This is a genomic window from Microbispora bryophytorum, assembly GCF_043197435.1.
In the GTDB taxonomy this organism is placed as follows: Bacteria; Actinomycetota; Actinomycetes; order Streptosporangiales; family Streptosporangiaceae; genus Microbispora; species Microbispora bryophytorum.
Genome location: NZ_JBICTF010000003.1, coordinates 176,816 through 201,268, shown reverse-complemented (window position 1 = coordinate 201,268; position 24,453 = coordinate 176,816). Strand labels below are relative to the sequence as shown.

Annotated in this window: 23 protein-coding genes; 10 read left to right on the top strand and 13 right to left on the bottom strand. The window is 71.9% G+C overall.

All coding sequences use genetic code 11. From position 1 onward, the window contains the following. Positions 1–97: 97 nt before the first annotated feature. The 7 genes from ACGFIB_RS10310 to ACGFIB_RS10280 form a co-directional block, all read right to left on the bottom strand. Positions 98–910 (bottom strand): sulfurtransferase, encoded by an 813-nt coding sequence (locus tag ACGFIB_RS10310; RefSeq protein ID WP_393370358.1) that lies wholly within the window; start codon positions 908–910, stop codon positions 98–100. Between the two features lie 100 nt (positions 911–1,010). Next, a complete protein-coding gene (locus ACGFIB_RS10305; protein ID WP_357245952.1) occupies positions 1,011–1,595 on the bottom strand; it encodes a hydrolase in 585 nt (194 codons plus the stop codon). A gap of 36 nt (positions 1,596–1,631) precedes the next feature. Further along, positions 1,632–3,041 (bottom strand): MFS transporter, encoded by a 1,410-nt coding sequence (locus ACGFIB_RS10300; protein WP_393370354.1) that lies wholly within the window; start codon positions 3,039–3,041, stop codon positions 1,632–1,634. Positions 3,042–3,054: 13 nt separating this feature from the next. Then, positions 3,055–3,495 (bottom strand): MarR family winged helix-turn-helix transcriptional regulator, encoded by a 441-nt coding sequence (locus ACGFIB_RS10295; RefSeq protein WP_142573002.1) that lies wholly within the window; start codon positions 3,493–3,495, stop codon positions 3,055–3,057. A 151-nt stretch (positions 3,496–3,646) separates the two neighbouring features. After that, on the bottom strand, positions 3,647–4,699 hold the full coding sequence (locus ACGFIB_RS10290) for an alkaline phosphatase family protein (protein ID WP_393371449.1): 1,053 nt from the start codon (positions 4,697–4,699) through the stop codon (positions 3,647–3,649). Between the two features lie 152 nt (positions 4,700–4,851). Further along, positions 4,852–5,445, bottom strand: a complete 594-nt coding sequence (locus ACGFIB_RS10285) for a DUF5998 family protein (protein ID WP_142573004.1) — start codon at positions 5,443–5,445, stop codon at positions 4,852–4,854. Between the two features lie 119 nt (positions 5,446–5,564). Continuing rightward, positions 5,565–8,231, bottom strand: coding sequence for a bifunctional acetate--CoA ligase family protein/GNAT family N-acetyltransferase (locus tag ACGFIB_RS10280; protein WP_393370350.1), 2,667 nt, complete (start codon positions 8,229–8,231; stop codon positions 5,565–5,567). Positions 8,232–8,508: 277 nt separating this feature from the next. Between ACGFIB_RS10280 and ACGFIB_RS10275 the strand changes: the two genes are divergently transcribed. Then, positions 8,509–9,402, top strand: a complete 894-nt coding sequence (locus tag ACGFIB_RS10275; protein WP_142573008.1) for a carbohydrate kinase family protein — start codon at positions 8,509–8,511, stop codon at positions 9,400–9,402. A 171-nt stretch (positions 9,403–9,573) separates the two neighbouring features. Here the strand turns inward: ACGFIB_RS10275 and ACGFIB_RS10270 are convergent, their stop codons facing one another. From ACGFIB_RS10270 to ACGFIB_RS10260, 3 genes are all read right to left on the bottom strand, one after another. Continuing rightward, entirely contained in the window at positions 9,574–10,152 is a 579-nt protein-coding gene (locus tag ACGFIB_RS10270) for a hypothetical protein (RefSeq protein WP_393370347.1), read from the bottom strand. 236 nt (positions 10,153–10,388) lie between these two features. Beyond that, positions 10,389–12,500: a RecQ family ATP-dependent DNA helicase gene (locus ACGFIB_RS10265; RefSeq protein WP_393370344.1), complete on the bottom strand. Its 2,112-nt coding sequence runs from the start codon at positions 12,498–12,500 to the stop codon at positions 10,389–10,391. A gap of 63 nt (positions 12,501–12,563) precedes the next feature. After that, positions 12,564–13,025 carry an ester cyclase gene (locus ACGFIB_RS10260; RefSeq protein WP_357245936.1) on the bottom strand — a complete coding sequence of 154 codons (462 nt, stop codon included), beginning with the start codon at positions 13,023–13,025 and terminating at the stop codon, positions 12,564–12,566. A 179-nt stretch (positions 13,026–13,204) separates the two neighbouring features. Here ACGFIB_RS10260 and ACGFIB_RS10255 point away from each other — a divergent pair, with 179 nt between their 5' ends. Both ACGFIB_RS10255 and ACGFIB_RS10250 read left to right on the top strand, forming a co-directional pair. Next, complete coding sequence (locus tag ACGFIB_RS10255) at positions 13,205–13,780, top strand: GNAT family N-acetyltransferase (RefSeq protein ID WP_357257246.1); 576 nt, start codon at positions 13,205–13,207, stop codon at positions 13,778–13,780. A 271-nt stretch (positions 13,781–14,051) separates the two neighbouring features. After that, positions 14,052–16,580, top strand: coding sequence for a DNA gyrase/topoisomerase IV subunit A (locus ACGFIB_RS10250; RefSeq protein ID WP_393370339.1), 2,529 nt, complete (start codon positions 14,052–14,054; stop codon positions 16,578–16,580). A 114-nt stretch (positions 16,581–16,694) separates the two neighbouring features. Here ACGFIB_RS10250 and ACGFIB_RS10245 read toward each other — a convergent pair whose 3' ends face one another. Next, positions 16,695–17,663, bottom strand: coding sequence for a GlxA family transcriptional regulator (locus ACGFIB_RS10245; protein ID WP_393370336.1), 969 nt, complete (start codon positions 17,661–17,663; stop codon positions 16,695–16,697). Positions 17,664–17,836: 173 nt separating this feature from the next. Here ACGFIB_RS10245 and ACGFIB_RS10240 point away from each other — a divergent pair, with 173 nt between their 5' ends. From ACGFIB_RS10240 to ACGFIB_RS10230, 3 genes are read left to right on the top strand one after another with little or no spacing between them, the layout of a single operon-like run. Further along, entirely contained in the window at positions 17,837–18,013 is a 177-nt protein-coding gene (locus tag ACGFIB_RS10240) for a hypothetical protein (RefSeq protein ID WP_393370333.1), read from the top strand. Beyond that, a complete protein-coding gene (locus ACGFIB_RS10235) occupies positions 18,010–18,528 on the top strand; it encodes a hypothetical protein (protein ID WP_393370330.1) in 519 nt (172 codons plus the stop codon). Before ACGFIB_RS10240 ends, ACGFIB_RS10235 begins: the two co-directional genes overlap by 4 nt. 2 nt (positions 18,529–18,530) lie before the next feature. Next, the gene (locus tag ACGFIB_RS10230; RefSeq protein WP_357245925.1) at positions 18,531–18,818 is read left to right on the top strand and encodes a hypothetical protein; all 288 of its coding nucleotides are present in this window, start codon (positions 18,531–18,533) and stop codon (positions 18,816–18,818) included. A gap of 9 nt (positions 18,819–18,827) precedes the next feature. Here the strand turns inward: ACGFIB_RS10230 and ACGFIB_RS10225 are convergent, their stop codons facing one another. Further along, complete coding sequence (locus ACGFIB_RS10225) at positions 18,828–19,196, bottom strand: VOC family protein (RefSeq protein WP_393370326.1); 369 nt, start codon at positions 19,194–19,196, stop codon at positions 18,828–18,830. A gap of 136 nt (positions 19,197–19,332) precedes the next feature. Here ACGFIB_RS10225 and ACGFIB_RS10220 point away from each other — a divergent pair, with 136 nt between their 5' ends. The 4 genes from ACGFIB_RS10220 (at position 19,333) to ACGFIB_RS10205 (ending at position 22,097) form a co-directional block, all read left to right on the top strand. Continuing rightward, positions 19,333–19,833: a beta-class carbonic anhydrase gene (locus ACGFIB_RS10220; RefSeq protein ID WP_357245919.1), complete on the top strand. Its 501-nt coding sequence runs from the start codon at positions 19,333–19,335 to the stop codon at positions 19,831–19,833. Positions 19,834–20,010: 177 nt separating this feature from the next. Continuing rightward, complete coding sequence (locus tag ACGFIB_RS10215) at positions 20,011–21,021, top strand: SPFH domain-containing protein (RefSeq protein ID WP_357245916.1); 1,011 nt, start codon at positions 20,011–20,013, stop codon at positions 21,019–21,021. Positions 21,022–21,037: 16 nt separating this feature from the next. Further along, a complete protein-coding gene (locus ACGFIB_RS10210; protein ID WP_393370322.1) occupies positions 21,038–21,361 on the top strand; it encodes a hypothetical protein in 324 nt (107 codons plus the stop codon). Between the two features lie 241 nt (positions 21,362–21,602). Then, positions 21,603–22,097 (top strand): beta-class carbonic anhydrase, encoded by a 495-nt coding sequence (locus ACGFIB_RS10205; RefSeq protein ID WP_393370319.1) that lies wholly within the window; start codon positions 21,603–21,605, stop codon positions 22,095–22,097. Between the two features lie 171 nt (positions 22,098–22,268). Here ACGFIB_RS10205 and ACGFIB_RS10200 read toward each other — a convergent pair whose 3' ends face one another. Next, complete coding sequence (locus ACGFIB_RS10200) at positions 22,269–24,341, bottom strand: DNA gyrase/topoisomerase IV subunit B (RefSeq protein ID WP_357245908.1); 2,073 nt, start codon at positions 24,339–24,341, stop codon at positions 22,269–22,271. Positions 24,342–24,453: the final 112 nt, after the last annotated feature.

Sequence of the window (24,453 nt, the reverse complement as noted above, 5' to 3'; positions counted from 1 at the left end):
TGCCGCCCTCCGCATCCCGCTGCCGCGCTCCCCAGCCCGCTGCCGCCTTCCGCATCCCGGTCGGGGGGCGCCCACGGTCGCGCCACTCACTATCCCGTCAGCCGGTCGCGACCGGCCTTCCGGGATCGGCGACCCAGTTGGACCACGAGCCGGCGTACAGGGCGGCCGGCAGCCCGGCGATCTCCAGCGCGAGCACCTCGTGGGCCGCCGTGACCCCCGATCCGCAGTACGCGCCGACGGGCAGGCCCTCGACCGCCCCGAGGCTGTTGAAGCGCTCGCGGAGGAACTCCCTGTTGTGGAACCGCCCGCCGGGCTCGACGTTTCCGGTGGTGGGGGCGCTGACCGCGCCCGGGATGTGCCCGGCGACCGGGTCGATGGGCTCCACCTCACCCCGGTAGCGCTCGGCCGCCCTGGCGTCGAGCAGCACGCCGTCGGACGCCAGCGCGGCGGCCTGATCGGCGTCGAGCACCGGCATCCCGCCCGGCCGCGCGGTGAAGTCACCCGGCGGGACGGGGCTCTCGTCCTTGGCCAGCGGCAACCCCGCCCGGGTCCAGGCCCGCAGCCCGCCGTCGAGCACACGCACGTCGCCGTGGCCGAAGTAACGCAGCGTCCACCAGGCCCTGGCCGCCGCCGTCGAGTCGGCCTCGTCGTAGACGACCACCGGCCGGTCGTCGGACACCCCGAGGCGGCGCATCGCCTCCTGGAACGCCTCCGGCGCGGGCAGCGGGTGCCGTCCGGCGGGCCCGGCCGGGGCGGCGAGATCGGCGTTCAGGTCGCAGAAGACCGCGCCGGGGATGTGGCCCTCGCGGTACGCCTCGACGCCGGGCGGCCCGCCCAGTCGCCAGCGGACGTCGAGGATCGCGGCGTCGCCGATCGCGGCGAGCTCCTCAGAAGTGATCAGCGGGCTCATGCCATCCCCTCGCCTCGGACCCCTGTCGGACGGTGCCCAGCCATTGTGTCAAGCCGGCGGGGCTCCCCGCGCCTCAGGACCCGGCGGGGCTCCCCGCGCCTCAGGACGCGGTCGCGGCGAGCAGGTCGAGGATCTCGGCGGTGGCGCCGGTTTCGCCGAGGCGCGGGAAGATCTTCTCGACGCTGTGGCGGTGAGCCTCGGGATCGAAGTCGGTCATGGCGTCGGTCGCCAGCGTGACGTGGTAGCCGTGCTCGTGGGCGGCGCGGGCGGTGGACTCGACCCCGATGCTCGTGGCCACCCCGGTCACCACGATCTGGGTGACGCCGCGGCGACGCAGGTGCAGGTCGAGGTCGGTGCCGTAGAAGGCCGACCAGTTGCGCTTGGTGACGACGATGTCCCCGGGACGTCCGGCCAGCTCGTCGGCGATCTCGTCCCAGCCGTCGGGCCAGGCGTGCCCGGCACGCGACAGCTCGGTCCGCCCGGGGACGGCGTCGGAGCCGTCGGCCGCTGCGGTGACGCGGACGAGGACGACCGGCAGGTCGCGCGCGCGGAAGGCCTCGGCCAGCCGCACCGTCCGGGCGAGCACGTCCCCGGTGGAGTAGGGGCTGCCGGGGGCAGCGAGCACGCCCTTCTGCAGGTCGACGACCACGAGTGCGGTCCTGGGGTCGAGCGTGGTCACGGGCATGGAGATCTCCCTTTCTGATGTGCGGACAGGGGGTGGTCAGGTGGTGGGGACCCGGCCGACGCGGCGAAGCGACCGGTCGATGAGGACGCCGGCCAGGAGCAGCACCGAGACGCCCAGCAGGAGCAGGCTCAGGTGGTGCAGCCCGAGCGTGGTGGCGCCGTGCCGGTAGAACGCCGCGTCGGCGGCCGAGGCGCCCAGCGCGCCGAGATAGCCGAAGGTGCGCAGGAGCCCGGCGGAGGAACCCATGCGGGCCGGGTCGGCCTGCGCGTACAGCGCGTTCTGGTTGGCCAGCCCGTTGAGGCCCTGCGCGACGCCGACGAACGCGCCGATCAGCGCCAGCAGCCACATCGGGCTGCCGGAGCCGGCCGCCGACAGCACGGCGCAGCCGGCGATCTGCGCCGCGGCGCCGACGACGAGCTTGCCGCGCACCTCGGCGCGGCGGCCGGTGAGGGCGGTCACGGCGATGGCCATCGCCGACATGGGCAGGAGCAGCAGCCCGGCGGCCGAGGGGGTGAGCGACCGGCTGTCCTGCAGCCACTGCGGGAACCCGTACATGAAGGCGTAGGAGGTCGTGTAGGCCAGCCACTGCCTGCCGTACGTGGCGAGCAACGGCAGATTGCCGCCCAGCACCCGCAGGTCGAGGAACGGCTGCGCCACCCGCAGTTCCCGTACGGCGAAGCAGGTTCCGGCGACGGCGGTGATCACCAGCAGCCACCAGAGCCCCCAGGCCGGGTTCATCAGGAACGTCATGAACGCCGTGAGCGTGCCGGCGAACAACGCCATGCCGATCACGTCCAGCCCCCCGCCGGGCCGGACGGCCGCAGTGGAGGTCGCGGCGCGGCGGGGCAGTCGCCGCGCACCGAGGACGAGGCAGGCGGCCGAGAGCGGCACGTTGACGGCGAAGATGAGATGCCAGCCGCCCACTCCGATGAGCAGGCCGCCCAGGGTCGGCCCGATGACCGCGATGACCTGGTTGGAGATCGACAGCGCCGCCAGGATGCCGCTGGGACTTCGCATGCCGGTGCGGTCGGCCTCGGCCCGCAGCAGGAACATCGAGGCGGGGTAGGCGGCGGAGGTGCCGATCCCGAGCAGGACCCGGGACACGATCAGGACGCCCAGGCTGGGCGCCAGCACGCCCAGCAGCCCGGCGACGCCGACCAGCGTCGTGCCGGTCAGGTACAGCGGCCGCGGGCCGAAGGTGTCGACCAGCCGCCCGATGACCGGCTGCCCGACCGCGGTGGCCAGGTACAGCCCCGTCACCAGCCACGCGGTGTGCGCGGGCGAGGCGTGGAACCAGCGGCCGATCGGCACGAGTGCCACCGCCAGCATCGAGGAGTTGATCGGGTTGAGGATCGAGCCCAGGATCATCGGGGCGATCAGCCGGCGGTCGAAGCCGCCGGCCTCCGATCGGCGCCCGGCCCGGGAGGCGGCCGGAACCCGCGTCACGCCCGGACCCTGATCACGACTGGGCCACGGCGTCCAGCAGCGCCATCGCCTCGGTGATCGTGCGCAGCTGCGCTTCGGTGCAGTGTTCCTGCAGCGCCCGTGCCAGCCATGCCTCGCGCGCCCTCCGGTCGTCGAGGCGGCGCTCGCGCCCCGGCTCGGTCAGCGTGACGAGCTGACGCCGGCCGTCCTCGGGATCGCGGTGGCGTTCCACCAGCCCGGCTCGTTCCAGTGCCTGGACGATCGCCGCCATGGACTGCGGCCTGACCCGCTCGGCCGCGGCCAGCTCACTGGCCGACGCCGGGCCGTGCTTGGCCAGCCGCACCAGCACGGAGGCCTGGCCGGAGCTGAGGTCTCCCTCCGCGTCCAGCTCTCTCAGCCTGCGGACGAGCCTGCTGACCGCCACCCAGGTGTCGCCGGCCGCCTGCGCCGCCGCCTCCGAGACGGCATCGCTCATGGCACACCTCCCCAAAAAAGACAGCTCAGACTGTACACCTGGAACTGAGCAGTTCGAGCTGCCGGTCGGCGGGCATGCCTGTCGGCGACGCGATCTCAGGAAAGTGCCGGCGACGGACCCAAGCGGTGCCGGCGACGCATCCGAGCGAGCGTCAGCGGCGGATCTCCACCAGCGGGACGTTCTGCTCGGCGGGGGTCAGCGAGCCGTGGTAGCCGATCATTGAGGACTCCACCGGCTCCCCGGCCGAGGCCACGATCACGCACTCGCCGTACGGCACGGCCACCACGTCGCCGACGCGGCCGAGCCACTCGCGGCGGACGCTACGGCCGAACCAGCCCGCGGAGACGGCCTCCTCGCGCGTGACCACCCAGGCCCGCCCGCGCAGGGCCTCCCGCCAGGTCTCCAGCACCGCGGAAGCCGCGCCGGGAGAGGTGTAGACGTGGCGGGCGCGGGGCTCGCCGCCCAGCATGAGCACGCCCTCCCGCAGGTCGGGACGGCGGTCCACGTCCACCTTGTCGACGGCGTTGATCATGCCGTGGTCGGCCGTGACGTACAGGACCGCACCCGGCGGCAGCGCCCCGGCGATGCGCTCGGCCATGCGGTCCACCACGGCGAGCTGTTCGAGCCACTCGCCGCTGCCCCACCCGCTGAAGTGCCCCACGCGGTCGACGTCGCCGTAGTAGACGGTGACGAACGTGGCCTCGCGCAGCGCCTGCCGCACGGCCTCGACCCGCTCGCCGGGGCTCTCCGCCGCCCGATAGCGCATGCCCCGGTAGACGGCGCGGGTCAGTCCTGTGCCGTCGAACGCGGCGGGCGCCACGTAGACCGGCTCGACCCCCGCCGCCGTCATGCGTTCGTAGACGGTCGGCGCGGGCTGCCACACGTCCGGGTCGATCGACAGGCCGGGGGCGGTCCAGCGCAGGCAGTTGAACAGCCGCCCCTCCCCCGGGACGGCCATCTGGATGCCGACCATGCCGTGCTCCCCGGGAGGGGCGCCGGTGCCCAGGGTGGCCAGGCTGGTGGGGGTCGAGGAGGGGAAGCCGGCCGTGAGCGTCCCCCGGACGTGGGCCGACAGGAACGGCGCGGCGCCGGGGTGCGCGGCCAGGAGCTCGGCCCCGAGGCCGTCCACGAGGAACAGGCACACCCGCGGGGCCGGTTCCAGCGCCAGCGTGTTGTCGCCCGGCAACCCAAGAGAGGCGAGCATCGAGCCCGGCAGCTCGGCCAGCGAGGCCGTGCCGTACGCGGGCACGTACGGCACGGGCACGGCGGCCGTCGACGCCCCGGGCGGCTCCCCGGGCAGAGCCTCCGAGGGCTGGGGATCGATCACGTCACCTCCCGGCGGCTCGATGGGGACGGTCAGGCCGTCGCCGCCTTGGCGGTGGCCTCCGACAGCGCCTTCGCGAACGCCAGCACGTGGGTGACGGCCTCGGGACCGTCGGCCGCCTCGCTGACCCGCAGGGACAGGTCGTCGGCCGTGATCGCGCCGGTGTAGCCGTGATCGGCCTCGCAGTTCTCGTCGCCGCAGGTCGCCGGTTCGAGATCGACATGGGAGATCGCGCCCCACCCGATCGTCAGTGTGACCTCCGTCGGGGGGACGCCCGGCGCGTACGCCGCGGGGTCGGGCACGACCCTGGTCACGGCGACCGACTGGATGCGGCTGAGTCTCACCGCCTCGGTGGTCGTGGAGGCGTGGGAGGCGGGCATGCCCTCGGCGGGCGGGTGCTCGTCGGTGTGGCAGACCAGCAGCCGGGTTGGCGAAAGAACCAGGACCGTGACGTGCCTGCGCACCTCCATCGCCGGGTCGAACGTGGCCTCGTGATGCACGACGTACGCAGTGACCGGCTCGTTGCCGAGCGCGGAGTCGACGGCGTCGGCCACAAGATCCGGGTAGTAGCCGCTGCGATCTATGGCCTCGCGCAAGCCCGCGGCGGAGACTCGGGTTTCCCTCATGGGTCCATCCTGCCCTGTAAGGGACACCTGTTTCACACCCCGACGGGACGGGTTTTCCGCCCACGGCGTGATGCCGGGCCGATCAGCTCCGGTGGCGCCCATCAGCTCAAGCGGCCCGGTCAGCTCAGGCGGCGGGGCCCGACGTCGGGACGCAGCGCGGTGACGGGCCGCAGGACGGCCCGCGCGCCCAGCACGGCCACTCCCGACGCGCTCACCAGGACCTGGTCGAGTTCCATCCTGGCGACCTCGGGCAGGGCGTCTGCCAGCAGCCCCACCCGCACCAGCAGTTTCTCCAGCGCCTCCACTGCCACCGCCTGGTAGCCGTACTCGCCGAAAAGCAGCGGCGCGGCGCGGACCGACCGCACCAACTCCGCCGCGTCCTCGGCGGTGAGCGGTGCGAGGCGGTAGGCCTGGTCGCCGAGCAGCCGGGCGGTCACCTCGCCGAGGCCGAACGTGACGACCCCGCCGAAGTAGCGGTCCTGGGTCACGCCGACGACGGTGGGCACCGAGGGTTGCGGCGCCATGCGCTGCACCGCGAGCGGCGTGGCGGGCCCGTGAAGCGCGGCGAGGTCGGCGTACGCCTGCCGGACCCCGGCGGGCTCGGTGAGGCCGACGCGGACGGTGCCGGCGCGGCGGGCGTCCTCCGGGTCGGCCGACTTGACCACCACGGGCCAGCCGATCCGCTCGGCCGCGGCGACGGCCTCCTCGGCGCCGGCGGCGAGGTTCGCCGGCCACACCTCGATGCCGTAGCAGGCCAGCAGCGCGGTCGCGTCGATCTCCCGCTCCTCGCCGACTGCCCCCTCGCCTGCCACCGCACTGGCCGCCGTCCCCTCACCACGCAGGGCGGCGGCGACGATCTCCCGCGCCGCGGCGGTGTCGATCCCCTCGACGGACGGGACCGTGCCCGGCGGCTGCCTGCGCCAGTGGGCGTACCGCACGACGTGGGCCAGTGCGCGGACCGCCTCCTCGGGTGCGGGGTACGACGGGATCGACCCACGCTGGGGGGAGTCGTCGCCGGGGCCTCCCCCCACGCGCAGGTCGGCCGGCATGCCCAGCGCGCCCTGGAAGGTGGCCAGCACCGGCTTGCCCGACTCCCTGGCGACCTCCAGCAACGCCTCGGCCACCTCACGGCAGTCGCCGGGGATCGGCGGCATGTAGATCGCGACGACGGCGTCCACCTCGGGCAGAACGCTCCGCAGGGCCTCGGCGAACTCGGCCGCGCCGGCGGGGGCGCCGAGGTTCACCGGGGGGCTCGGCTGCAGGCCGGCGCCGGCGCACGCCTCCTCCGCGAGCAGCGTGAGCGCGTCGGAGTTGCCGACCACGCCCACCCGCGGCCCGGCCGGCAGCGGCTGGTGCGCCAGGAGCTGGGCGACGTCGAAAAGCTGGACCAGGTCGTCCACCCGGATGACCCCGGCCTGGGCGAACAGCGAGCTCAGCGCGGTGTCGGGCAGCGCGAGCACGGGCGCGCGGTGCCCGCCCGGGACGCCCCGCGACTTGACCACCACGATCGGCTTGGACCGCGAGATCCGCCGGGCCAGCCGGGTGAACTTGCGCGGGTTCCCGATGGACTCCAGGTAGAGCAGGATCACGTCGGTCGCCGGGTCCTCCTCCCAGTATTGGAGGAGATCGTTGCCGGACACGTCGGCCCGGTTGCCGGCCGAGACGAACGTCGAGATGCCCATGCCGCGCTGCGCCACCCGCTGCAGCAGCGCCGTGCCGAGCGCGCCCGACTGGCTGAAGAAGCCGACCCTCCCCCGCCCCGGCAGGGTCGCCGCGAGCGTCGCGTTGAGCCGTGCGGCGGGATCGGTGTTGGCGATGCCCAGGCAGTTGGGCCCCACCACCCGCATGCCGTACGCCCGGGCGATGCGGACCAGCTCCTCCTGGCGGGCCCGGCCCTCCTGCCCGGTCTCGCCGAACCCGGAGGAGACCACGACCAGGCCCTTCACCCCCTTCTCCGCGCACTCCACGACCAGATCGAGCACGCCCTCGGCGGGGACCGCCAGCACGGCGAGGTCCACCTCGCCGTCGATGGCCGACACGCTGCGGTAGGCCCGCACGCCGGCCACGGCCCGTACGTGCCGGTGGACGGGGTAGACGGGGCCGGTGAAGTCGGCGGCGAGCAGGTTGCGCAGGACCGTCTGGCCGATGCCGCCCGGCTCGCGGCTCGCGCCGATGACCGCGACCGACTCCGGCGTCAGCAGGCGGGCGATCGAGCGCGCCTCGGCGCGGTGCTCGCGGGCGAGCCGGACCTCCAGCGCGGTCTCGGTGCTGGACAGGTCGAGCGTCATGCGTACGACGCCGTCCTCGAACTGGCTCTGCGCCGTGTATCCGGCCTGGCGGAACAGGCCCGTCATCCGGTGGTTGCCCGGCAGCACGTCGGCGATGAAGGTCTTGATCCCGCGCTCGCGCGCGGCGGCCCGCAGGTGCTCCATCAGCACCGCGGCCAGACCCCTGCCCTGGTGGGCGTCCTCGACCAGGAAGGCCACCTCGGCGTGGTCGCGCGGCTGCACCCGGTCGTACCGTACGACCGCGACCATCTCGGTGCCGATCGTGGCGATGAGAGCGACCCGGTTGTCGTAGTCGACGTTGGTGAACCAGACCACGTCCTTGTCGGTCAGGCGCGGCCGTGGCCCGAAGTACCGGAAGTAGATGGACTCCGCGGACAGGCGCGAGTAGAACGAGCGCAGCATGCCGGCGTCGTCCGGCCTGATCGGGCGGACGTGCGCCGTGCCGCCGTCGGACAGCACGACGTCCGCCTCCCAGTGGGCGGGGTACTGAGGGTGCACACAATCGAGGCTAGCGGTGTCCGGCTTGGCCCGTATTGAGAGATTTCTTATAACTGGAGGACCCGCGTCCCAGATCCGCTTATAGGGGATCTACCAGCCCTGACGTGGCAAGTTGGGCAACGCTTGTGCATCGACTGTGCCCGTCTGTCCGCTCTCCACCCCACGACGCCCCTGGAAACTGTTAGGTTTCTGGACGTCAGCCTCACAGCACGGAGAGGACGCCGCCCCTCCTTGGGATTGGCTCACCTCCACAAGCAGTTGGCAAGGTGGTGACAGCATGACGCGGGTCGTCGTGGTGGGCGATCTCATGACGGACGCGGTCGCCCGCGCTAGGTTCCCTCTTGCCAGAGCGAGCGACACCCCGGCCATCGTGACCATGCACGGTGGCGGCTCCGGCGCCAACATCGCCTCCTGGCTCGCCGTGGAGGGCTCGGAGGTCGCCTTCATCGGCCGCCGAGGCGCCGACATCACGGGCCGCAACCGCGACATGGAGCTCATGGGATACGGCGTGGACGCCCGGCTCGTCATGGACCCCGAGCGGCCGACCGGCACGTGCGTCGTGCTCGTCACCCACAAGGGCGAGCGGACCATGCTGTCCGACCCCGGCGCCAACGCCGCGCTGTCGCCCGAGGACCTGCCGCGCGACCTGTTCAGCTCCGGCGGCCACGTGCACATGTCGGGCTACACGCTGATCAACGATGGATCGCGCGACGCCGGCCTCGCCGCGCTCGACATGGCCAGGCGCGCCGGCATGTCGATCTCCGTGGACTGCGCCTCCTCCGCCCCGCTGGAGCGGACCGGCGCCGAGCCGTTCCTCGAATGGACCGACGGCGCGAAGCTGCTGTTCGCCAACGCCGACCAGGCCAAGGTGCTGACCGGCAGGGACGACGCCGCGGCGGCGGCCAAGGTGCTGACCGCCTGGTTCCCGCAGGTCGTGATCAAGCTCAACGCCGAGGGCTCGCTCTGGTACTCCAACAACCGTCCCGACCCGGTCCGGTCGCCCGGCGAGGTCGTCGACCGGGTGGTGGACGGCACCGGCGCCGGTGACGCCTTCACCGCCGGTTTCCTGCCCGTGTGGCTGGACGGCAAGCCGGCCGCCGAGGCGCTGGCGGCGGGTAACGCCCTCGCCGCCAAGTGCATCTCCAACCTCGGCGCCCGCCCGCGTCTCTGAGCCGGGCATTCTGAACGACCCGCTCAGAACAACCCGGCTCAGAACGACCCGGCTCAGCGGACACGGCTCACGACAACCCTGTTCAGCGCGACCGGGCTCAGCGGGCACGGTTCCCTTGGGCACTGTTCAGTTGAGCACTGTTCAGTTGAGCACGGCGCAAGTGGGCGCTGTTCAGCCCGAGACCGGCGCGTGCGCGACCGACTGCGCGGGCCGCAGGCGCAGCAGCGGCACGAAGGCCAGCAGGAGCAGCGCGGCTCCCAGCGGAATCAGGTCCTTGCTCACGAGCGGAAGCACGGCCTGCACAAGCACCAGCGCCGCGCTCCACCACGGCACCCGCCGCCCCACGGCGAGCCGGGCCACCAGCGCGACCATGCCGACATAGAACAGCAACGGCACGACGGTGTACACGACCGGCTCGACCCACGGGATCGCCTTGACGGCCTCGAAGCGCGGCCCCATCGCGCCATGGTCGGCGGACAGGAAGCCGACCACGATGTCGATCGTGAACTGCGCGGCCAGCGCCAGCGCCCCGGCAAGGCCGGCGGCGTACCCCGCCGTGGCCGTCACGCCGCCGCCGGCCATCGTCCGGAGCCGCCCGAAGATCCGCACGAAGAGGACCAACGCGGCCAGAAAAAACAGGTGTCCCACAGTCCAGGCCAGACCGGGCCCCCGGCTGCCGTCGAATCCGTCCATGATCCGGGCGACGCCGTACGCGCCGACCAGGACCGGAGCCGCAACAAGTGATCTCATGGCGACGAGTCTGCCGATCACGCGCGGTCCCGGGATGGGGTGATTACCCTGGCCTCACCCTGACCCGTCCCCGAGCCGGGCCTCAGCTCGCCGCCCCCATGTGTCAGGGGCGCCATATCAGAGGCCCGCGTGTCAGGGGCGCCGCATGTCAGAAGCGCGCGTGCCAGAAGCGCGCATTTCGGAGGCGCCGTGTGCCGGGGGCGCCGGTCCGCCGCGGGGCCGGGCGGGGGAGGCGATCAGCTGGTGACGGCCAGGGCCAGGGGCAGCACGGCGGGCGCCCCGGCGTGCCGGACCTGGGCGGCGGCCAGCGCCATCGTCCACCCGCTGTCCACCCGGTCGTCCACCAGCAGCACCGGCCCGCCCGCCGCCGCGATCCTCTCGGCGACGTCGCGCGGCGTCGCGAGCGTCCCCCGGATGGCCGTCACCCGCTGGGCGCTGTTGTGCCTGGCGGCGGGCGATCCTTCGCGGTAACCGAGCGACCCGAGATACTCCAGCCGGCCGACCTGGGCGAGCCGTTCGGCGAGCGAGCCGACCAGCGCCGGCCGCGTGCCCGACGGCACCGCGACCACGGCGACCGGCCGCCGCTCCCACCCCCAGGTCTTCAGCACCTCGACCACGGCCGCGAACACGTCGTCGGGGACCGGCCCGTCGCCCGCCGCGAACAGGTCGCGCAGCCGGGTGCCCCAGCCGATGTCGGTCAGGCGGCCGAGCGCGCGGCCCGGCTCGGCGGACAGCTCCGCCCTGATCCGCCCCTTCAGGTCCGGCAGGCCGGTGGGCCACTGGCGGCGCGGCTCGATCTCGACGCCGGGACGCGCGAGCCGCTGCCGCGCGGCCTGGACGGCCTCGTCCGGCACCTCGGCGGAACGGTGGGCGCCGGTGCAGTTGTCACACCGGCCACACGGCGTCGCCGAATCGTCGTCGAGGTGGCGGCGCAGGTACTGCTCCCGGCACTCGGTGGTCGTGATGTAGCCGAGCATCGCCTCCTGCTCCGCCCGGCGCTCCGCGGCCACCCGGGCGTAACGCTCGGTGTCGTAGCTCCACGGCTCGCCGGTGGCCTCCCAGCCGCCCTTGACCCGGCGTACGGCGCCGTCCACGTCGAGCACCTTGAGCATCATCTCCAGCCGGCTCCGGCTGAGGTCGACTCTCGTCTCCAGTGCGGCGGTGGACAGCACTCCCCCCTCGGACAGCGCCTCCAGCGTCGTCCTGACCACGCCCTCCGGCGGGAAGGCGAGCGAGGCGAAGTAGGCCCAGATCTCCCGGTCCTCGGAGCCGGGCAGCAGAATGACCTCGGCCCGCTCCACGCCACGTCCGGCGCGGCCCACCTGCTGGTAGTACGCCACGGGCGAGGCGGGCGCGCCCACGTGGACGACGAAGCCCAGGTCGGGCTTGTCGAAGCCCATCCCCAGCGCGGAGGTCGCCACCAGGGCCTTGACCCGGTTGCCCAGCAGGTCCTCCTCGGCCGCCAGCCGGTCGGCCGGCTCGGTCTGCCCGGTGTACGCGACGACGGTGTGGCCCTGCTCGCGCAGGTAAGCGGCGATCTCCTGCGCCGCCGCGACGGTCAGCGTGTAGACGATGCCGGAGCCCGGCAGCTCGTGCAGCGTCCTGGCCAGCCAGGCGAGCCGCTGGTCCGCGCCGCCCAGCCGTGCGACGCTCAGATGAAGGCTGTCGCGCTCCAGCGGTCCTCGCAGGACGAACACCTCCCCGCCGGGCAGCTCGTCCCACTCCTGCGTGACGGCGAGCTGCTCGGCGACGTCGCGGGTGACCCGGGCGTTCGCCGTAGCGGTCGTGGCCAGCACGGGGATGCCCGGCGGCAGCTCGGCCAGCAAGGTGCGGAGCCGGCGGTAGTCGGGCCGGAAGTCATGACCCCAGTCGGAGATGCAGTGGGCCTCGTCGATCACGAGAAGACCCGCGCTGCCGGCCAGCTCGGGCAGCACGTTGTCGCGGAAGTCGGGATTGTTCAGCCGCTCGGGACTGACCAGCAGCACGTCGACCGCGCCCTCGGCGACCTGGCCGTAGACCTTCTCCCACACCTCGGGGTTGGCCGAGTTGATCGTCTCGGCGTGGATGCCGGCCCGCTCGGCCGCGGCGATCTGGTTGCGCATCAGCGCCAGGAGCGGGGAGACGATGACCGTGGGCCCCTCACCGAGCTCGCGCAGCAGCGCGGTCGCGATGAAGTAGACGGCCGACTTCCCCCAGCCGGTGCGCTGCACCACCAGCGCCCGCCTGCGGTCCATGACCAGGGCTTTGATGGCGGCCCACTGGTCGTCGCGCAGCCGGGCGTGATCGCCGGCGAGCGCCCTCAGCCGGGCCTCGGCCTCTTCCCGCAGCGTCACCTCTTCTTCACTCACCCGCCCATTGCTACCAGGTCCGGCCGACCGTTTCCGCCGCGACCGGGAGAGGCGGGCGGGAAACTAGCCGCGGTCCACGGGCGCGCCGCTTCCGGCGCCCTCGTCCCCGAAGCACAGGGGCAACCGCAGGCCGAGCTGCGCGTAGATCTCGAGCTGGTCGTAGTAGAAGCGCTGACTCTGGATGAGGCCGTCCTCCAGATGCCAGAACCAGGAGACGCGCACGTTGATGCCCCGGCCGGTCGGGGCGAGGATGTCGCCCCCGGCGACCAGGTAGGGCCCGGTGTGCGTGCCCGCCGCCGTCATCTCCGTCGCGACCGCGTCCGCGAGGGTGACCGTCTCCCAGAGGGTGAAGCGCAGATCGGGAAAGCCGTCCCACATCTGCAGCATGTAGGAAGCGATCTCCCCGGGCTCCCCCGCCTCCATCTCCGGTCCGATCACCACCGCGCCCGGCGCGTAGCACCGCAACACCGCGTCCAGATCGTGCGCGTTCATCGCAATGAGCATCCGGTTCACGATGTCGTACACCTCGGAAGCACCTCCCTTTCCCGGGAGGAGAGTACCGAAGAGCGACTTTGATCGGACAAATAGGTCATACATACCGATTCACCTCACCGGTGGCGCCGATGGAAGCGCGCGCGTGGTGAGGCGCCGGCGGCCACGGCCGGACCGACCCAGACGGGCGTCGTGGTTGGATGAGTCCCGCTATGAACGTGACCACCTGGTATCTCGAACAGACCAGCCCCGCCGACCTGCGTCCGGGACGGCCGCCCGCGCTCTCCGCGCAGGTCGTCCGCGCCGAGGTTCCCACCCCGGAGTTCAGCCGTTTCCTCTACACCGCGGTGGGCGGCGACTGGCAGTGGACCAACCGGCTGCCGTGGACCTGGAAGCAGTGGAGGGACTGGCTCGACCGGCCGGGCGTCGAGACCTGGGTGGCCTGGGTGCGCGGCACCCCGGCCGGATATGCCGAACTGGTGGCCCAGGACGGCGGCACGGTCGAGATCGTCAACTTCGGCCTGCTGCCGTACGCGATCGGGCAGGGCCTCGGCGGGTGGCTGCTGGGCGAGGCCGCGGCCCGCGCCTGGGACCTCGCCGAGCGCTGGCCCGGGCGGGAGGCCACCCGGCGGGTCTGGGTGCACACCTGCTCCCTCGACGGGCCGGCCGCGCTCGCCAACTACAAGGCCCGGGGCTTCCGGCTCTACGACGAGAAGCTGAACGCGCCCGGTGACGAGGACGAGGGCGAGACGCCCGGCCCCTGGCCCGGCGCCGGCCCCCGCGACTGACCGTCCGGGCACCGCAGGGGCTGTCCCGGCGCCGCAGGGGCTGTCCCGCCGGGGAAGCCGGAACCGCGGGCGCGGGCCCGGCAGTATGGTAGTGAGTCGCGAACGGGGTGAACTCTCGGCAGAATGTTCGATGTCCACCACCGATGTCCACCACCGATGTCCACCACTGATGCCCACCGGCTGACGTTCACCACCGACGTTCACCACCACGTTCGCCCTCCCCGGTCCCGACGGCCGGGGTCCGGCTCCTCGACACGCAGGAAACCACGACATGGCCCGACGCACGACGACACCCCCGCCGGACGAGGACTTCGAGGAGCGGATCGTCGACATCGACGTGTCCGCGGAGATGCGGACGAGCTTCCTTGAGTACGCCTACTCGGTGATCTACCAGCGCGCGCTGCCCGACGCGCGCGACGGACTCAAGCCCGTCCAGCGCCGCATCCTCTACTCCATGAGCGAGATGGGCCTGCGGCCCGACCGCGGGCACGTCAAGTCCTCCCGCGTCGTCGGCGAGGTGATGGGCAAGCTCCACCCGCACGGCGACTCCGCCATCTATGACGCGCTCGTGCGGCTCGCGCAGCCGTTCTCGATGCGCCTCCCGCTGGTGGACGGGCACGGCAACTTCGGCTCTCCCGACGACCTGCCCGCCGCGATGCGGTACACCGAGGCCCGCCTCGCCCCCGCCGCCATGCTCATGGTGCAGTCGATCGACGAGGACACCGTCGACTTCAAGCCCAACTACGACGGCCAGGAGACCGAGCCGTCGGTCGTACCGTCGGCGTTCCCCAACCTGCTGGTCAACGGCGCCTCCGGCATCGCGGTCGGCATGGCCACCAACATGGCCCCCCACAACCTCGGCGAGGTCATCGCGGCGGCCCGCTACCTGATCAGGAAGCCGGACGCGACGCTCGACGAGCTCATGCGCTTCGTCCCGGGCCCCGACCTGCCGACGGGCGGCACGATCATCGGCCTGAGCGGCGTCAGGGACGCGTACGAGACCGGCCGCGGCACCTTCAAGATGCGGGCCAAGGTGACGATCGACCAGGTCACACCGCGCCGCAAGGGCATCGTCGTCACCGAGCTGCCGTTCAACGTGGGCCCCGAGCGGGTGATCACCAAGATAAAAGAGCTGGTGAACGCGAAGAGGCTCACCGGCATCGCCGATCTCAAGGACCTGACCGACCGGCACAAGGGCCTGCGTCTGGTCATCGAGGTCAAGAACGGCTTCAACCCGGAGGCCGTGCTGGAGGAGCTCTACCGGCTGACGCCGATGGAGGAGACCTTCGGCATCAACAACGTCGCACTCGTCGACGGCCAGCCGCGCACGCTCGGCCTGCGCGAGCTGCTGTCGGTCTACGTGAACCACCGGCTCGACGTCGTGCGCAGGCGGTCGCGCTTCCGGCTGCGCAAGCGCGAGGAACGGCTCCATCTCGTCGACGGCCTCATCATCGCGCTGCTCAACATCGACCAGGTCATCCAGGTGATCCGCGGCTCCGACGACTCGGCGCAGGCCCGCGCGCGGCTCAGGGAGACCTTCGAGCTGAGCGAGACCCAGGCGAACTACATCCTCGACACCCCGCTGCGCCGCCTCACCCGCTACGACAAGCTGGAGCTCGACCGGGAGAAGGAGCAGCTCCAGGCCGACATCGCCGAGCTGAACGAGATCCTCGGCTCGGAGGACCGGCTGCGCAAGGTCGTGTCGTCCGAGCTTGCCGAGGTGGCCAAGACGTACGGCACGCCGCGCCGCACGGTCCTGCTGGAATCGTCGGAGGCGGCCAGGGCCGCCGTCGTGCCGCTGGAGGTGCCCGACGACCCCTGCCTGGTGCTGATGTCGTCCACCGGCCTGCTCGCCCGTACGACCGACGCCTCGCCGATCTCCGGCGAGGGCGATCGCGCGGCGCACGACGTGCTGGTCTCGGTGGTCCGCTCGACCGTGCGCGGCGAGGTGGGCGTGGTGACGTCGATGGGCCGGATGATCCGGGTCTCGGTGATCGACCTGCCCGCCCTGCCGCCCTCGGCCAACCCGCCCTCGCTCGCGGGCGGGCATCCGGTGTCGGAGTACGTCGCCCTCGAACCGGACGAGAGGGTCGCCGGGCTGGGCTCGCTCGACCCGGACGGGCCGGGGCTCGCGATCGGCACCAGCCAGGGCGTGGTCAAGCGGGTCGTGCCCGAATATCCCGTCAACCGCGACGAGTTCGAGGTGATCGGACTGCGGGACGGGGACGTGGTGGTCGGCGCCGTCGAGCTGACCTCCGTCGACCACGACCTCGTCTTCATCACCAGCGACGCGCAGCTCCTGCGTTTCCCCGCCTCCGTCGTACGGCCGCAGGGACGTCCGGCGGGCGGCATGGCCGGCGTGCGCCTCGACGGCGACGCGAAGGTGGTCTTCTTCGGTGTGGTCGATCCCACGCGGGAGGCGCGTGTGGTGACGATCGCCGGCTCCTCCACCGCCCTGCCCGGCACCCAGATGGGCGCGGGCAAGGTCTCCGACTACGCCGACTTCCCGCCGAAGGGGCGGGCGACCGGCGGCGTGCGTGCCCAGCGCTTCCTGAAGGGCGAGGACGTCCTGCTGCACGCCTACGCCGGCCCCGCGCCGGTCAAGGCGATCTCCTCGACCGGCAAGCCGGTGCCGCTGCCCGAGGAGCTCGGCCGCCGCGACGGCTCGGGGGTGCGCCTCGTTCACGCCCTCGCCGCGATCGGCGGCGCGCTCGGCGCGGACGGCGACGAGGAGGCAGCCGCGACGGAGGGCGGCATGGCCACCACGGGTGACACCGGAGGCGAAGAGCCACCCATGTGACACCCGGCGGCGAGAGCCGCCCAAGCCACGCGGGCGTCGAAGAGTCACCTCCTTCGAAACAGGCGGCGCGGAGCCGGACTCACAGCTCCGCGCCGCCGCCCCTGCCCGTGGCGTTCAGATGGCGGCGGGGCCCTCGTGGGATGAGGAATGGAACGAGGAGCGGTACGCCTGAGGCGTGGTCCCCACGACCCGCTTGAACCGCTCCCTGAACGCGGTCGGCGACCCGAAACCGGCCTGTACGGCGATGCGCTCGATGCCGTGGCCGGTGTTCTCCAGCAGATACTGCGCCCGCCGGACCCGGGCCCGCAGCAGCCACTGCAGCGGCGTGGTGCCGGTCTGCTGACGGAAGCGCCTGCTGAACGTCCGCTCGCCCATCCCGCCGCGGGCCGCCATCTCCCGCAGGGTGAGGTCACGGCCGAGGTTGTCCTCGATCCACGCCAGCACCGGCTCCAGCAGCGAGCCGCTGGGCACCGGCGGGTGCTCGTGGACGATGAACTGGGCCTGACCGCCCTCCCGCTCCAGCGGCATCACCGACAGGCGGGCGGCGTCGGCCGCGACGGCCGAGCCGTGGTCGCGCCGGATCATGTGCAGGCACAGGTCGAGCCCGGCGGCCGCGCCCGCCGAGGTGAGCACCTGCCCGTTATCGACGTAGAGCACGTCCGGCCGCACGTCCACCAGCGGGAACCGCCGGGCCAGCGCGGGTGCCGCCGCCCAGTGTGTGGTCGCCCGCAGGCCGTCCAGCAGCCCGGCCGCCGCGAGCGTGAACGCGCCCACGCAGATCGAGGCGAGGCGGGTGCCCCGCGAGGCCGCGTCGCGCAGCGCCTCCAGCGCCTCGGCCGGGGGCGGCCCCGCTCGCTCCGAGCAGCCGGGCACGACGACCGTGTCGGCCTCGGCCAGCGCGTCCACGCCGTACGGCACGCGCAGGGCGAATGCCTCGGTCTCCACTTCTGGGGCGGGCCCGCACACCCGCACCCGGTAGGGGCGCCGGCCGTCCGGCAGGCGGGTGCGCCCGAACACCTCGATGGGGGTCGCCAGGTCGAACGGCACGACATGGTCCAGCGCCAGGATCGCCACGGTGTGCACGGTCGCCACGATAGACGGGATCCCGCCAGCGGCGTATCCAGGGCTGATCTACGAAGTCTCAGGTGACGAGGTTGGCGAAAATCCGTTGGTCTTTGTCGTTCTCGCCACTGGGCTCGGCCCGGGCCGCACTCCTACGGTTGGTGACCGCACCGCCGACGACAAGGAGAGATGCGATGCCGGCCCAGTTCGTGCCGTTCGACGGGTTCGATCCCTTGGGCGTTTTCACGCCGTACGAGGCCCTGGCGGCGGCCGCGATGTTCGCGCGGGCCCCCGGCCACACTCTCGCGACCGGCCTCCCCGGACTCTTGGGACGCGTCCGGCGCCCAGTGATCGGGGATCGGGCCCTATGACGAGATTCCTCCTGGCCGTTCACGTCCTCGCCGCGATCCTCGCGGTCGGCCCGGTCGCCGTGGCGGCGAGCATGTTTCCCGCCGCCGCACGTCGTTTGCCGGATCGAAGCTTGCCGGAGCAGGTCACGCCGGAGCAGGTCACGCCGGAGCAGGGCACGCAAATCGGCGGCGTGGCCGCGCTCCGCGTCCTGCATCGCATCTGCCGCGTCTACGCCGTCGCGGGCCTGGCCGTACCGGTTTTCGGGTTCGCCACGGCGAGCAGCCTCGGCGTGCTGCGCGACGCGTGGGTGATCGTGTCCGTCCTGCTCACCGGCGCGGCGGCCGGGATCCTCTCCCTGGCGGTCCTGCCGCGCCAGGACGCCGTCCTCGCGCGGCTCACCGCCGGGGACTCCACGCCCGCCGACGCCGGCGGCGGGGTGGCGAGGCTCGCCATGCTGACCGGCGTCTTCAACCTGCTGTGGGCGGCCGTCACGGTGCTGATGATCGTCCGCCCCGGCTCGACCACGGGAGTCTGACCATGTCACGCCCTCATTCCGCCCTGCGCGCCGCCGCCGCCGTCGAACTGGGGTCCCTGGCGGTCCTCCTGGCCAATCTGGCCACCGTGCACCTGCCGCCCGTCTCCTCGCTCGTCGGCCCCCTGCACGGCTGCGCGTACCTGGTCGTCGTCGTGGCCGCCGCCCGCGACGCCGGGTGCGACCTGACCGGCAAGGCGCTGGCCTGGCTACCGGGAATCGGCGGCCCTCTCGTCCTGCGACGCCTCGCGCGCACGCCGCGGGCGAAGGCCGCCGCCGGCTCCGTGAGCTGAGGCGTCAGCTCACTCGGTGACCAGGCAGAACGGGTGCCCGGCCGGGTCGAGGAAGACCGTCCAGTCGCGTCCCTCGTCGGGCTGGTGCTCGTGCCTGACGGCTCCCAGGGCGAGCACCTGGTTCTCCGCCTCGGCCATGTCGTCCACAGTCAGGTCGAGGTGGAACTGCTGCGGGTGTTCGGCGGACGGCCAGACCGGGGGCACGTATTCGGCGACCCGCTGGAAGGCGAGGCGGATCCGGTCGCCGCCGGCGAGCGTGACCCAGTCCTCCTCCTCATCGGCGACCTTCCAGCCGAGCAGCCCGGCGTAGAAGTCCGCCAGAGCCTTCGGCTCCGGACAGTCGAGCACGACCGAATGCAGGCGCGCGACACCGCTCATGGTGACCTCTCTCCGTTCAGGTTCAACACCAGTGAAGACCCTATACCGGTGTTTCATGTGATGCCACCCGCCGGGAGTGCACAAAAGCCAGCCCCCCGCGATGACCTCCCGGAGGGCATCGGGCAACATCTGTGACATGACCGGAGCTTTCGACGATCTGCTGGACGCCAACGAGAAGTACGCGAGCACGTTCACCCACTCCGGCCTCAGTGGCCGGGCGGCGCGTGGGCTCGCGGTGGTGACGTGCATGGACTCCCGCATCGACCCGCTCGGGCTGCTCGGCCTGACGGCGGGCGACGCGAAGATCCTGCGCAACGCGGGGGCGCGGGTGACGGACGACGTCCTGCGGACCCTCGTCCTCGCCGTCTACCTGCTCGGCGTCGACCGCGTGCTGGTGATGCCGCACACCGACTGCCGGATGTCCAAGTCGACCGACGAGGACGTGCACAACCTCATCGCCGCCGATTACGGCGTCGACACCCGCAGCCTCGAGTTCCAGACCGTGCCCGACCAACGCGCCGCACTGCGGCACGACATCACCCGCATCACCTCCAGCCCCTACCTGCCCGACGACCTCGTCGTGGGCGGCGCGCTGTACGACGTGCACACGGGACGGCTCCAGCCCGTCGAGCTGTGACCCCACCCCCGTACGGCAGGCCGCCCGGTCTGCCGTACGGGGCCGGGCGGGGCGCCTTCTCCGGCCGCCGGACATCCCGGAACCGGGACACCCGGCTGCTACGTTGTCGTGCCGAGGACAACGCGATCTTTTCCCCGGCACCACAACCGGTCCCGAGGCGCCCCCCAAGGAGCCCGCATGCCCAGCCGCACCCCCTCCGCCTCCGGCGGCACCTCACGCCGCTCCTTCCGCGGCATCGCCATCCTGGTGATCCTGGCGCTCATCGTCGCCGGGGCGCCCACCCTGCTAGGCGCGTTCAGCGGGTTCGAACGCACCAGCGGCGGCGAGGTGGCGGTCGTCCGCGACGGCGGCCCGCTCGACGACAACAAGGTCCGGCAGGTGATCGACTCCGGTTCCGGCGTGACCTGGATCGGCTGGTGGTCCCAGATACACCGCTACCCTGCCCAGCAGCGGTTCTACACGATCACCTCCGACGCCGGACACGGCGAGAGGTCCGGTGTCGACGTGGTCAACGTGCCGAGCGGCGACGGCGTCAACATGGGCATCGAGGGCACGCTCTACTTCGGCCTCAACCTCGACCACCAGACGCTGGAGTCGTTCGACGACAAGTTCGGCACGCGCAAGTTCCGCAGCACCAACGGCGGGACCTATTACCCCTGGGAGGGCGACGAGGGCTGGTCCGCCTTCCTCGACCAGATCGTCCGGCCGGTGATCGACAACGACCTGCGCACCCAGATCAACAACTTCCGGTGCGCGCAACTGGTCTCCTCCTGCGCGCTCGTGCAGAACAACAGCGGCGGCCAGCAGACCGGGGGCGTGCCGCAGCAGGGCAACAACGCCAACATCGCCAAGATCCAGGGAGCGGTGAACACGAGCCTGGCCGAGGACCTCAAGTCGACCCTCGGCGCCGACTATCTCACCGGCATCCACTTCAACCTTTCGCGGGTCACCCTGCCCAGCGAGGTCCAGGAGGCGGTCAACCAGGCGCAGGCCGCGTTCGCGAAGGTCACAGAGGCGCAGGCGAAGGTCGCCCAGGCGCGCGCGGAGGCGGACGCCAACAAGGCCCGGCAGGACGGCTACACCAAGTGCCCCACGTGCGCGGAGATCGAGAAGCTCAAGGCACTGCCCCAGGGCATCACGGTGTACGCGCCGGGCAATACTGGAGGCGTCGCTCTGCCCACCAAGTAGGGAGCCGGGACCCCCGATGCGCCTGCTCGCCCTTCCGGTGACGCTCATCGTCATCGTTGTGCTCGTGTATCTGCTCGTGACGCTCACTCGCGCCGGGAAGCCGGCGGCCCGGCGCGAGGCGGCCGGCTCGCCCCGCTGGGAGGCCGGCACGGTCATGGAGAACGGGTGGACCATGATCGTCGTACGCAAGGTCGCGCCCGGCCCCAACGGGCCGTTGGAGCTGACCAGGCAGACGGTCAGGTCCATCCGCGACGACGACCCGGACTGGGACGAACGCTACCGGGAGGGCATGCTTGAGGCCCGCAACCGGGTCAGCACCCTGGAGATCGAGTCCGGCTGACCGAGACGACTCCTCCCCACCGCTCGGTGAACAGCTCCCGCATCCGGGCGACGTCCTCAGCGGTGAGCGGCCGCACGGTCGCATGGCTCTTCCGGTCGTTGTCGAGAGATGTCATGCGATCCCTGGTCACAGATGACCGTCCGGCACCTCCAAATCACAGGTAGTCATTATCCCTATTGACTTGGTAGGGATAAGCGGCAAGGGTGGGACCAGCGACTCACGCGACCAGAAGGGACACCTCATGAGCGTCACCGACGAACTGCTCACCAATGCCGAGCGGTACGCCGCGGGCTTCGACAAGGGACACCTGCCACTGCCCCCGGCGCGCGGGGTGGCCGTCCTCGCCTGCATGGACGCCCGGCTGAACGTGTACGGCCTGCTCGGGCTGACCGAGGGCGACGCTCACGTCATCCGCAACGCCGGCGGCGTGGTGACCGCGGACGAGCGGCGCAGCCTCGCCATCAGCCAGCGCCTGCTCGGCACGCGGGAGATCATCCTCATCCACCACACGGACTGCGGCATGCTGACCTTCACCGACGACGACTTCCGCCGGGGCATCGAGACCGAGGTCGGGATCAAGCCCGACTGGGCCGCCGAGGCGTTCTCCGACCTCGACGCGGACGTCATCCAGTCGATCAACAGGATCACGGCCGACCCGTTCATCCCCCACAAGGACTCGGTGCGGGGGTTCGTCTACGAGGTCGAGACCGGGCGGCTGCGCGAGGTCAAGCCCTGACGCGGCCTGCGCCCGTCACACGCCACGTAGCCCGGAAAAGTCGGAAAACCACCGCCCGATCGGGGCGAGGACCAACGGCCCGCGACGCTGAGCTCAAGACGCCGAACTCGCGACGCCGAGCTCAAAACCGCTGAGCTCAAGACCGCCGAGCCGGTGCACGGCGGGCATCGGTCAGGCGTCGATGTGGTCGCGGTCCACCTCGGCGGCGCTGCCGATGATGAACTCGCGGCGCGGGCCCACGTCGCTGCCCATGAGGAGGTTGAAGATGTGCTCGGCATCCTCCACGTCCTCGATCCGCACGCGGCGCAGGACGCGGTGGCGGGGGTCCATGGTCGTCTCGGCGAGCTGGTCGGCGTCCATCTCACCGAGGCCCTTGTAACGCTGCACGGGGTCCTTCCAGCGCTTGCCGCGCCGCTCCAGGTCACGCATGACCTTGTGCAGCTCGGCGTCGCTGTAGGTGTAGATGTACTTGTCCTGGCCACGCCCGGGATTGGTGACCTCGATGCGGTGCAGCGGCGGCACCGCGGCGAACACCCGCCCGGCCTCGACCATCGGCTTCATGTAGCGGTGGAAGAGCGTGAGCAGCAGGCAGCGGATGTGCGCGCCGTCCACATCCGCGTCGGCCATCAGGATGATCTTGCCGTAGCGGGCCGACTCGATGTCGAACGAGCGGCCGGACCCGGCGCCGACCACCTGGATGATCGCCGCGCACTCGGCGTTCTTGAGCATGTCGGCGACCGACGCCTTCTGCACGTTCAGGATCTTGCCCCGGATCGGCAGCAGAGCCTGGAACTCCGAGTCGCGGGCGAGCTTGGCCGTGCCCAGGGCGGAGTCGCCCTCGACGATGAACAGCTCGCTGCGGTCGACGTCGTCGCTGCGGCAGTCGACCAGCTTGGCGGGCAGCGCCGAGTTCTCCAGGGCGGACTTGCGCCGCTGGTTGTCACGGTGCTCCCGGGCGGCGATGCGGGCCTTGGCCGCGGCGACGACCTTCTCCAGCACCGCGCGCAGCTGCTGCTTCTGCCCCCGCTTGGGGGTGGCGAACAGCGCCTTGAGCTCACGGGCGACCACGTGGGCGACGATGCGGCTGGCCGCGGAGGTGCCGAGCACCTCCTTGGTCTGTCCCTCGAACTGCGGCTCGGGCACCCGCACGGTGACGACCGCGGTCAGCCCTTCGAGGATGTCCTCCTTGGTCACCGGCTCGTCGCCGTTCTTCAGCAGCCGGGTCTCCCTGAGCTGCTCGTTGACCGTGCGGACCACCGCCCGCTCGAAGCCCGCGACGTGGGTGCCGCCCTTCGGCGTGGCGATCACGTTCACGAACGAGCGTACGGTCGTCTCGTAGCCCTTCCCCCAGCGGATCGCGACGTCGACGGTGAGCTCCCGCTCGACTTCGGTCGGCGTCATGTGCCCCTGCTCGTCGAGCACGGGGACCGTCTCGTGGAAGTGGCCCTCGCCCTGCAGCCGCAGCACGTCGCACACGGCCTCGTCCCGGGAGAGGAACTCGGTGAACTCGCTGATGCCGCCGTCGAAGCGGAACGTCTCCTCGACCGGCTCCTCGCCGCGGACGTCGCGCACCACGAGCGTGAGCCCCGGCACCAGGAAGGCCGTCTGGCGCAGCCGCACGTGGATCTCGTCGAGCGAGACCTCCGCCTCGGGCAGGAAGATCTGCCGGTCGGCCCAGAAGCGCACGCGGGTGCCGGTGGTGTTGCGCGGGGCCGGGCCGCCGTCGCGCAGGCCGGACTTCTTGCGGAACTTGGCGGTCGGGCCGTCGCCGTCGAACACGCCGGGCACGCCCCGGCGGAAGCTGATCTGGTGGACCTTGCCGTCGCGGTCGACCTCAACGTCGACGCGGGAGGACAGCGCGTTGACCACCGAGGCGCCGACACCGTGCAGACCGCCGGAGGCGCCGTAGGAGCCACCGCCGAACTTGCCGCCCGCGTGGAGCTTCGTGTAGACGAGCTCGATGCCGGCCAGGCCGCTCTTGGGCTCGATGTCGACGGGAATGCCGCGCCCGTTGTCACGCACCTCGATCGAGCCGTCCGCGTGCAGCTCGACCTCGATCCGTGTGCAGTAGCCTCCGAGCGCCTCGTCGACCGCGTTGTCCACGATCTCCCACAGGCAGTGCATGAGCCCGCGCGTGTCCGTGGAGCCGATGTACATCCCCGGGCGCTTGCGGACGGCCTCCAGGCCTTCCAGCACAGAGAGATGACGGGCGGTGTATCCCGTCTCCGCGCGAACCGCAGTCACACCCAACTCCTACTTATCAATCGAACACGCGTACGCAGCTTAACGCCACCTAATGTTTGTACGCGCACCAGCTTGCCAGGCGCAGCACAATGACCGGCACTTTCAATGTGAT

What these genes read in the sequence shown, in the direction of transcription:
- ACGFIB_RS10310 (WP_393370358.1), bottom strand. Translation starts at nt 910, where the DNA reads ATGAGCCCGCTGATCACTTCTGAGGAGCTCGCCGCGATCGGCGACGCC.
- ACGFIB_RS10305 (WP_357245952.1), bottom strand. Translation starts at nt 1,595, where the DNA reads ATGCCCGTGACCACGCTCGACCCCAGGACCGCACTCGTGGTCGTCGAC.
- ACGFIB_RS10295 (WP_142573002.1), bottom strand. Translation starts at nt 3,495, where the DNA reads ATGAGCGATGCCGTCTCGGAGGCGGCGGCGCAGGCGGCCGGCGACACC.
- ACGFIB_RS10290 (WP_393371449.1), bottom strand. Translation starts at nt 4,699, where the DNA reads ATGCTCGCCTCTCTTGGGTTGCCGGGCGACAACACGCTGGCGCTGGAA.
- ACGFIB_RS10285 (WP_142573004.1), bottom strand. Translation starts at nt 5,445, where the DNA reads ATGAGGGAAACCCGAGTCTCCGCCGCGGGCTTGCGCGAGGCCATAGAT.
- ACGFIB_RS10275 (WP_142573008.1), top strand. Translation starts at nt 8,509, where the DNA reads ATGACGCGGGTCGTCGTGGTGGGCGATCTCATGACGGACGCGGTCGCC.
- ACGFIB_RS10270 (WP_393370347.1), bottom strand. Translation starts at nt 10,152, where the DNA reads ATGAGATCACTTGTTGCGGCTCCGGTCCTGGTCGGCGCGTACGGCGTC.
- ACGFIB_RS10255 (WP_357257246.1), top strand. Translation starts at nt 13,205, where the DNA reads ATGAACGTGACCACCTGGTATCTCGAACAGACCAGCCCCGCCGACCTG.
- ACGFIB_RS10250 (WP_393370339.1), top strand. Translation starts at nt 14,052, where the DNA reads ATGGCCCGACGCACGACGACACCCCCGCCGGACGAGGACTTCGAGGAG.
- ACGFIB_RS10240 (WP_393370333.1), top strand. Translation starts at nt 17,837, where the DNA reads ATGCCGGCCCAGTTCGTGCCGTTCGACGGGTTCGATCCCTTGGGCGTT.
- ACGFIB_RS10235 (WP_393370330.1), top strand. Translation starts at nt 18,010, where the DNA reads ATGACGAGATTCCTCCTGGCCGTTCACGTCCTCGCCGCGATCCTCGCG.
- ACGFIB_RS10230 (WP_357245925.1), top strand. Translation starts at nt 18,531, where the DNA reads ATGTCACGCCCTCATTCCGCCCTGCGCGCCGCCGCCGCCGTCGAACTG.
- ACGFIB_RS10225 (WP_393370326.1), bottom strand. Translation starts at nt 19,196, where the DNA reads ATGAGCGGTGTCGCGCGCCTGCATTCGGTCGTGCTCGACTGTCCGGAG.
- ACGFIB_RS10220 (WP_357245919.1), top strand. Translation starts at nt 19,333, where the DNA reads ATGACCGGAGCTTTCGACGATCTGCTGGACGCCAACGAGAAGTACGCG.
- ACGFIB_RS10215 (WP_357245916.1), top strand. Translation starts at nt 20,011, where the DNA reads ATGCCCAGCCGCACCCCCTCCGCCTCCGGCGGCACCTCACGCCGCTCC.
- ACGFIB_RS10210 (WP_393370322.1), top strand. Translation starts at nt 21,038, where the DNA reads ATGCGCCTGCTCGCCCTTCCGGTGACGCTCATCGTCATCGTTGTGCTC.
- ACGFIB_RS10205 (WP_393370319.1), top strand. Translation starts at nt 21,603, where the DNA reads ATGAGCGTCACCGACGAACTGCTCACCAATGCCGAGCGGTACGCCGCG.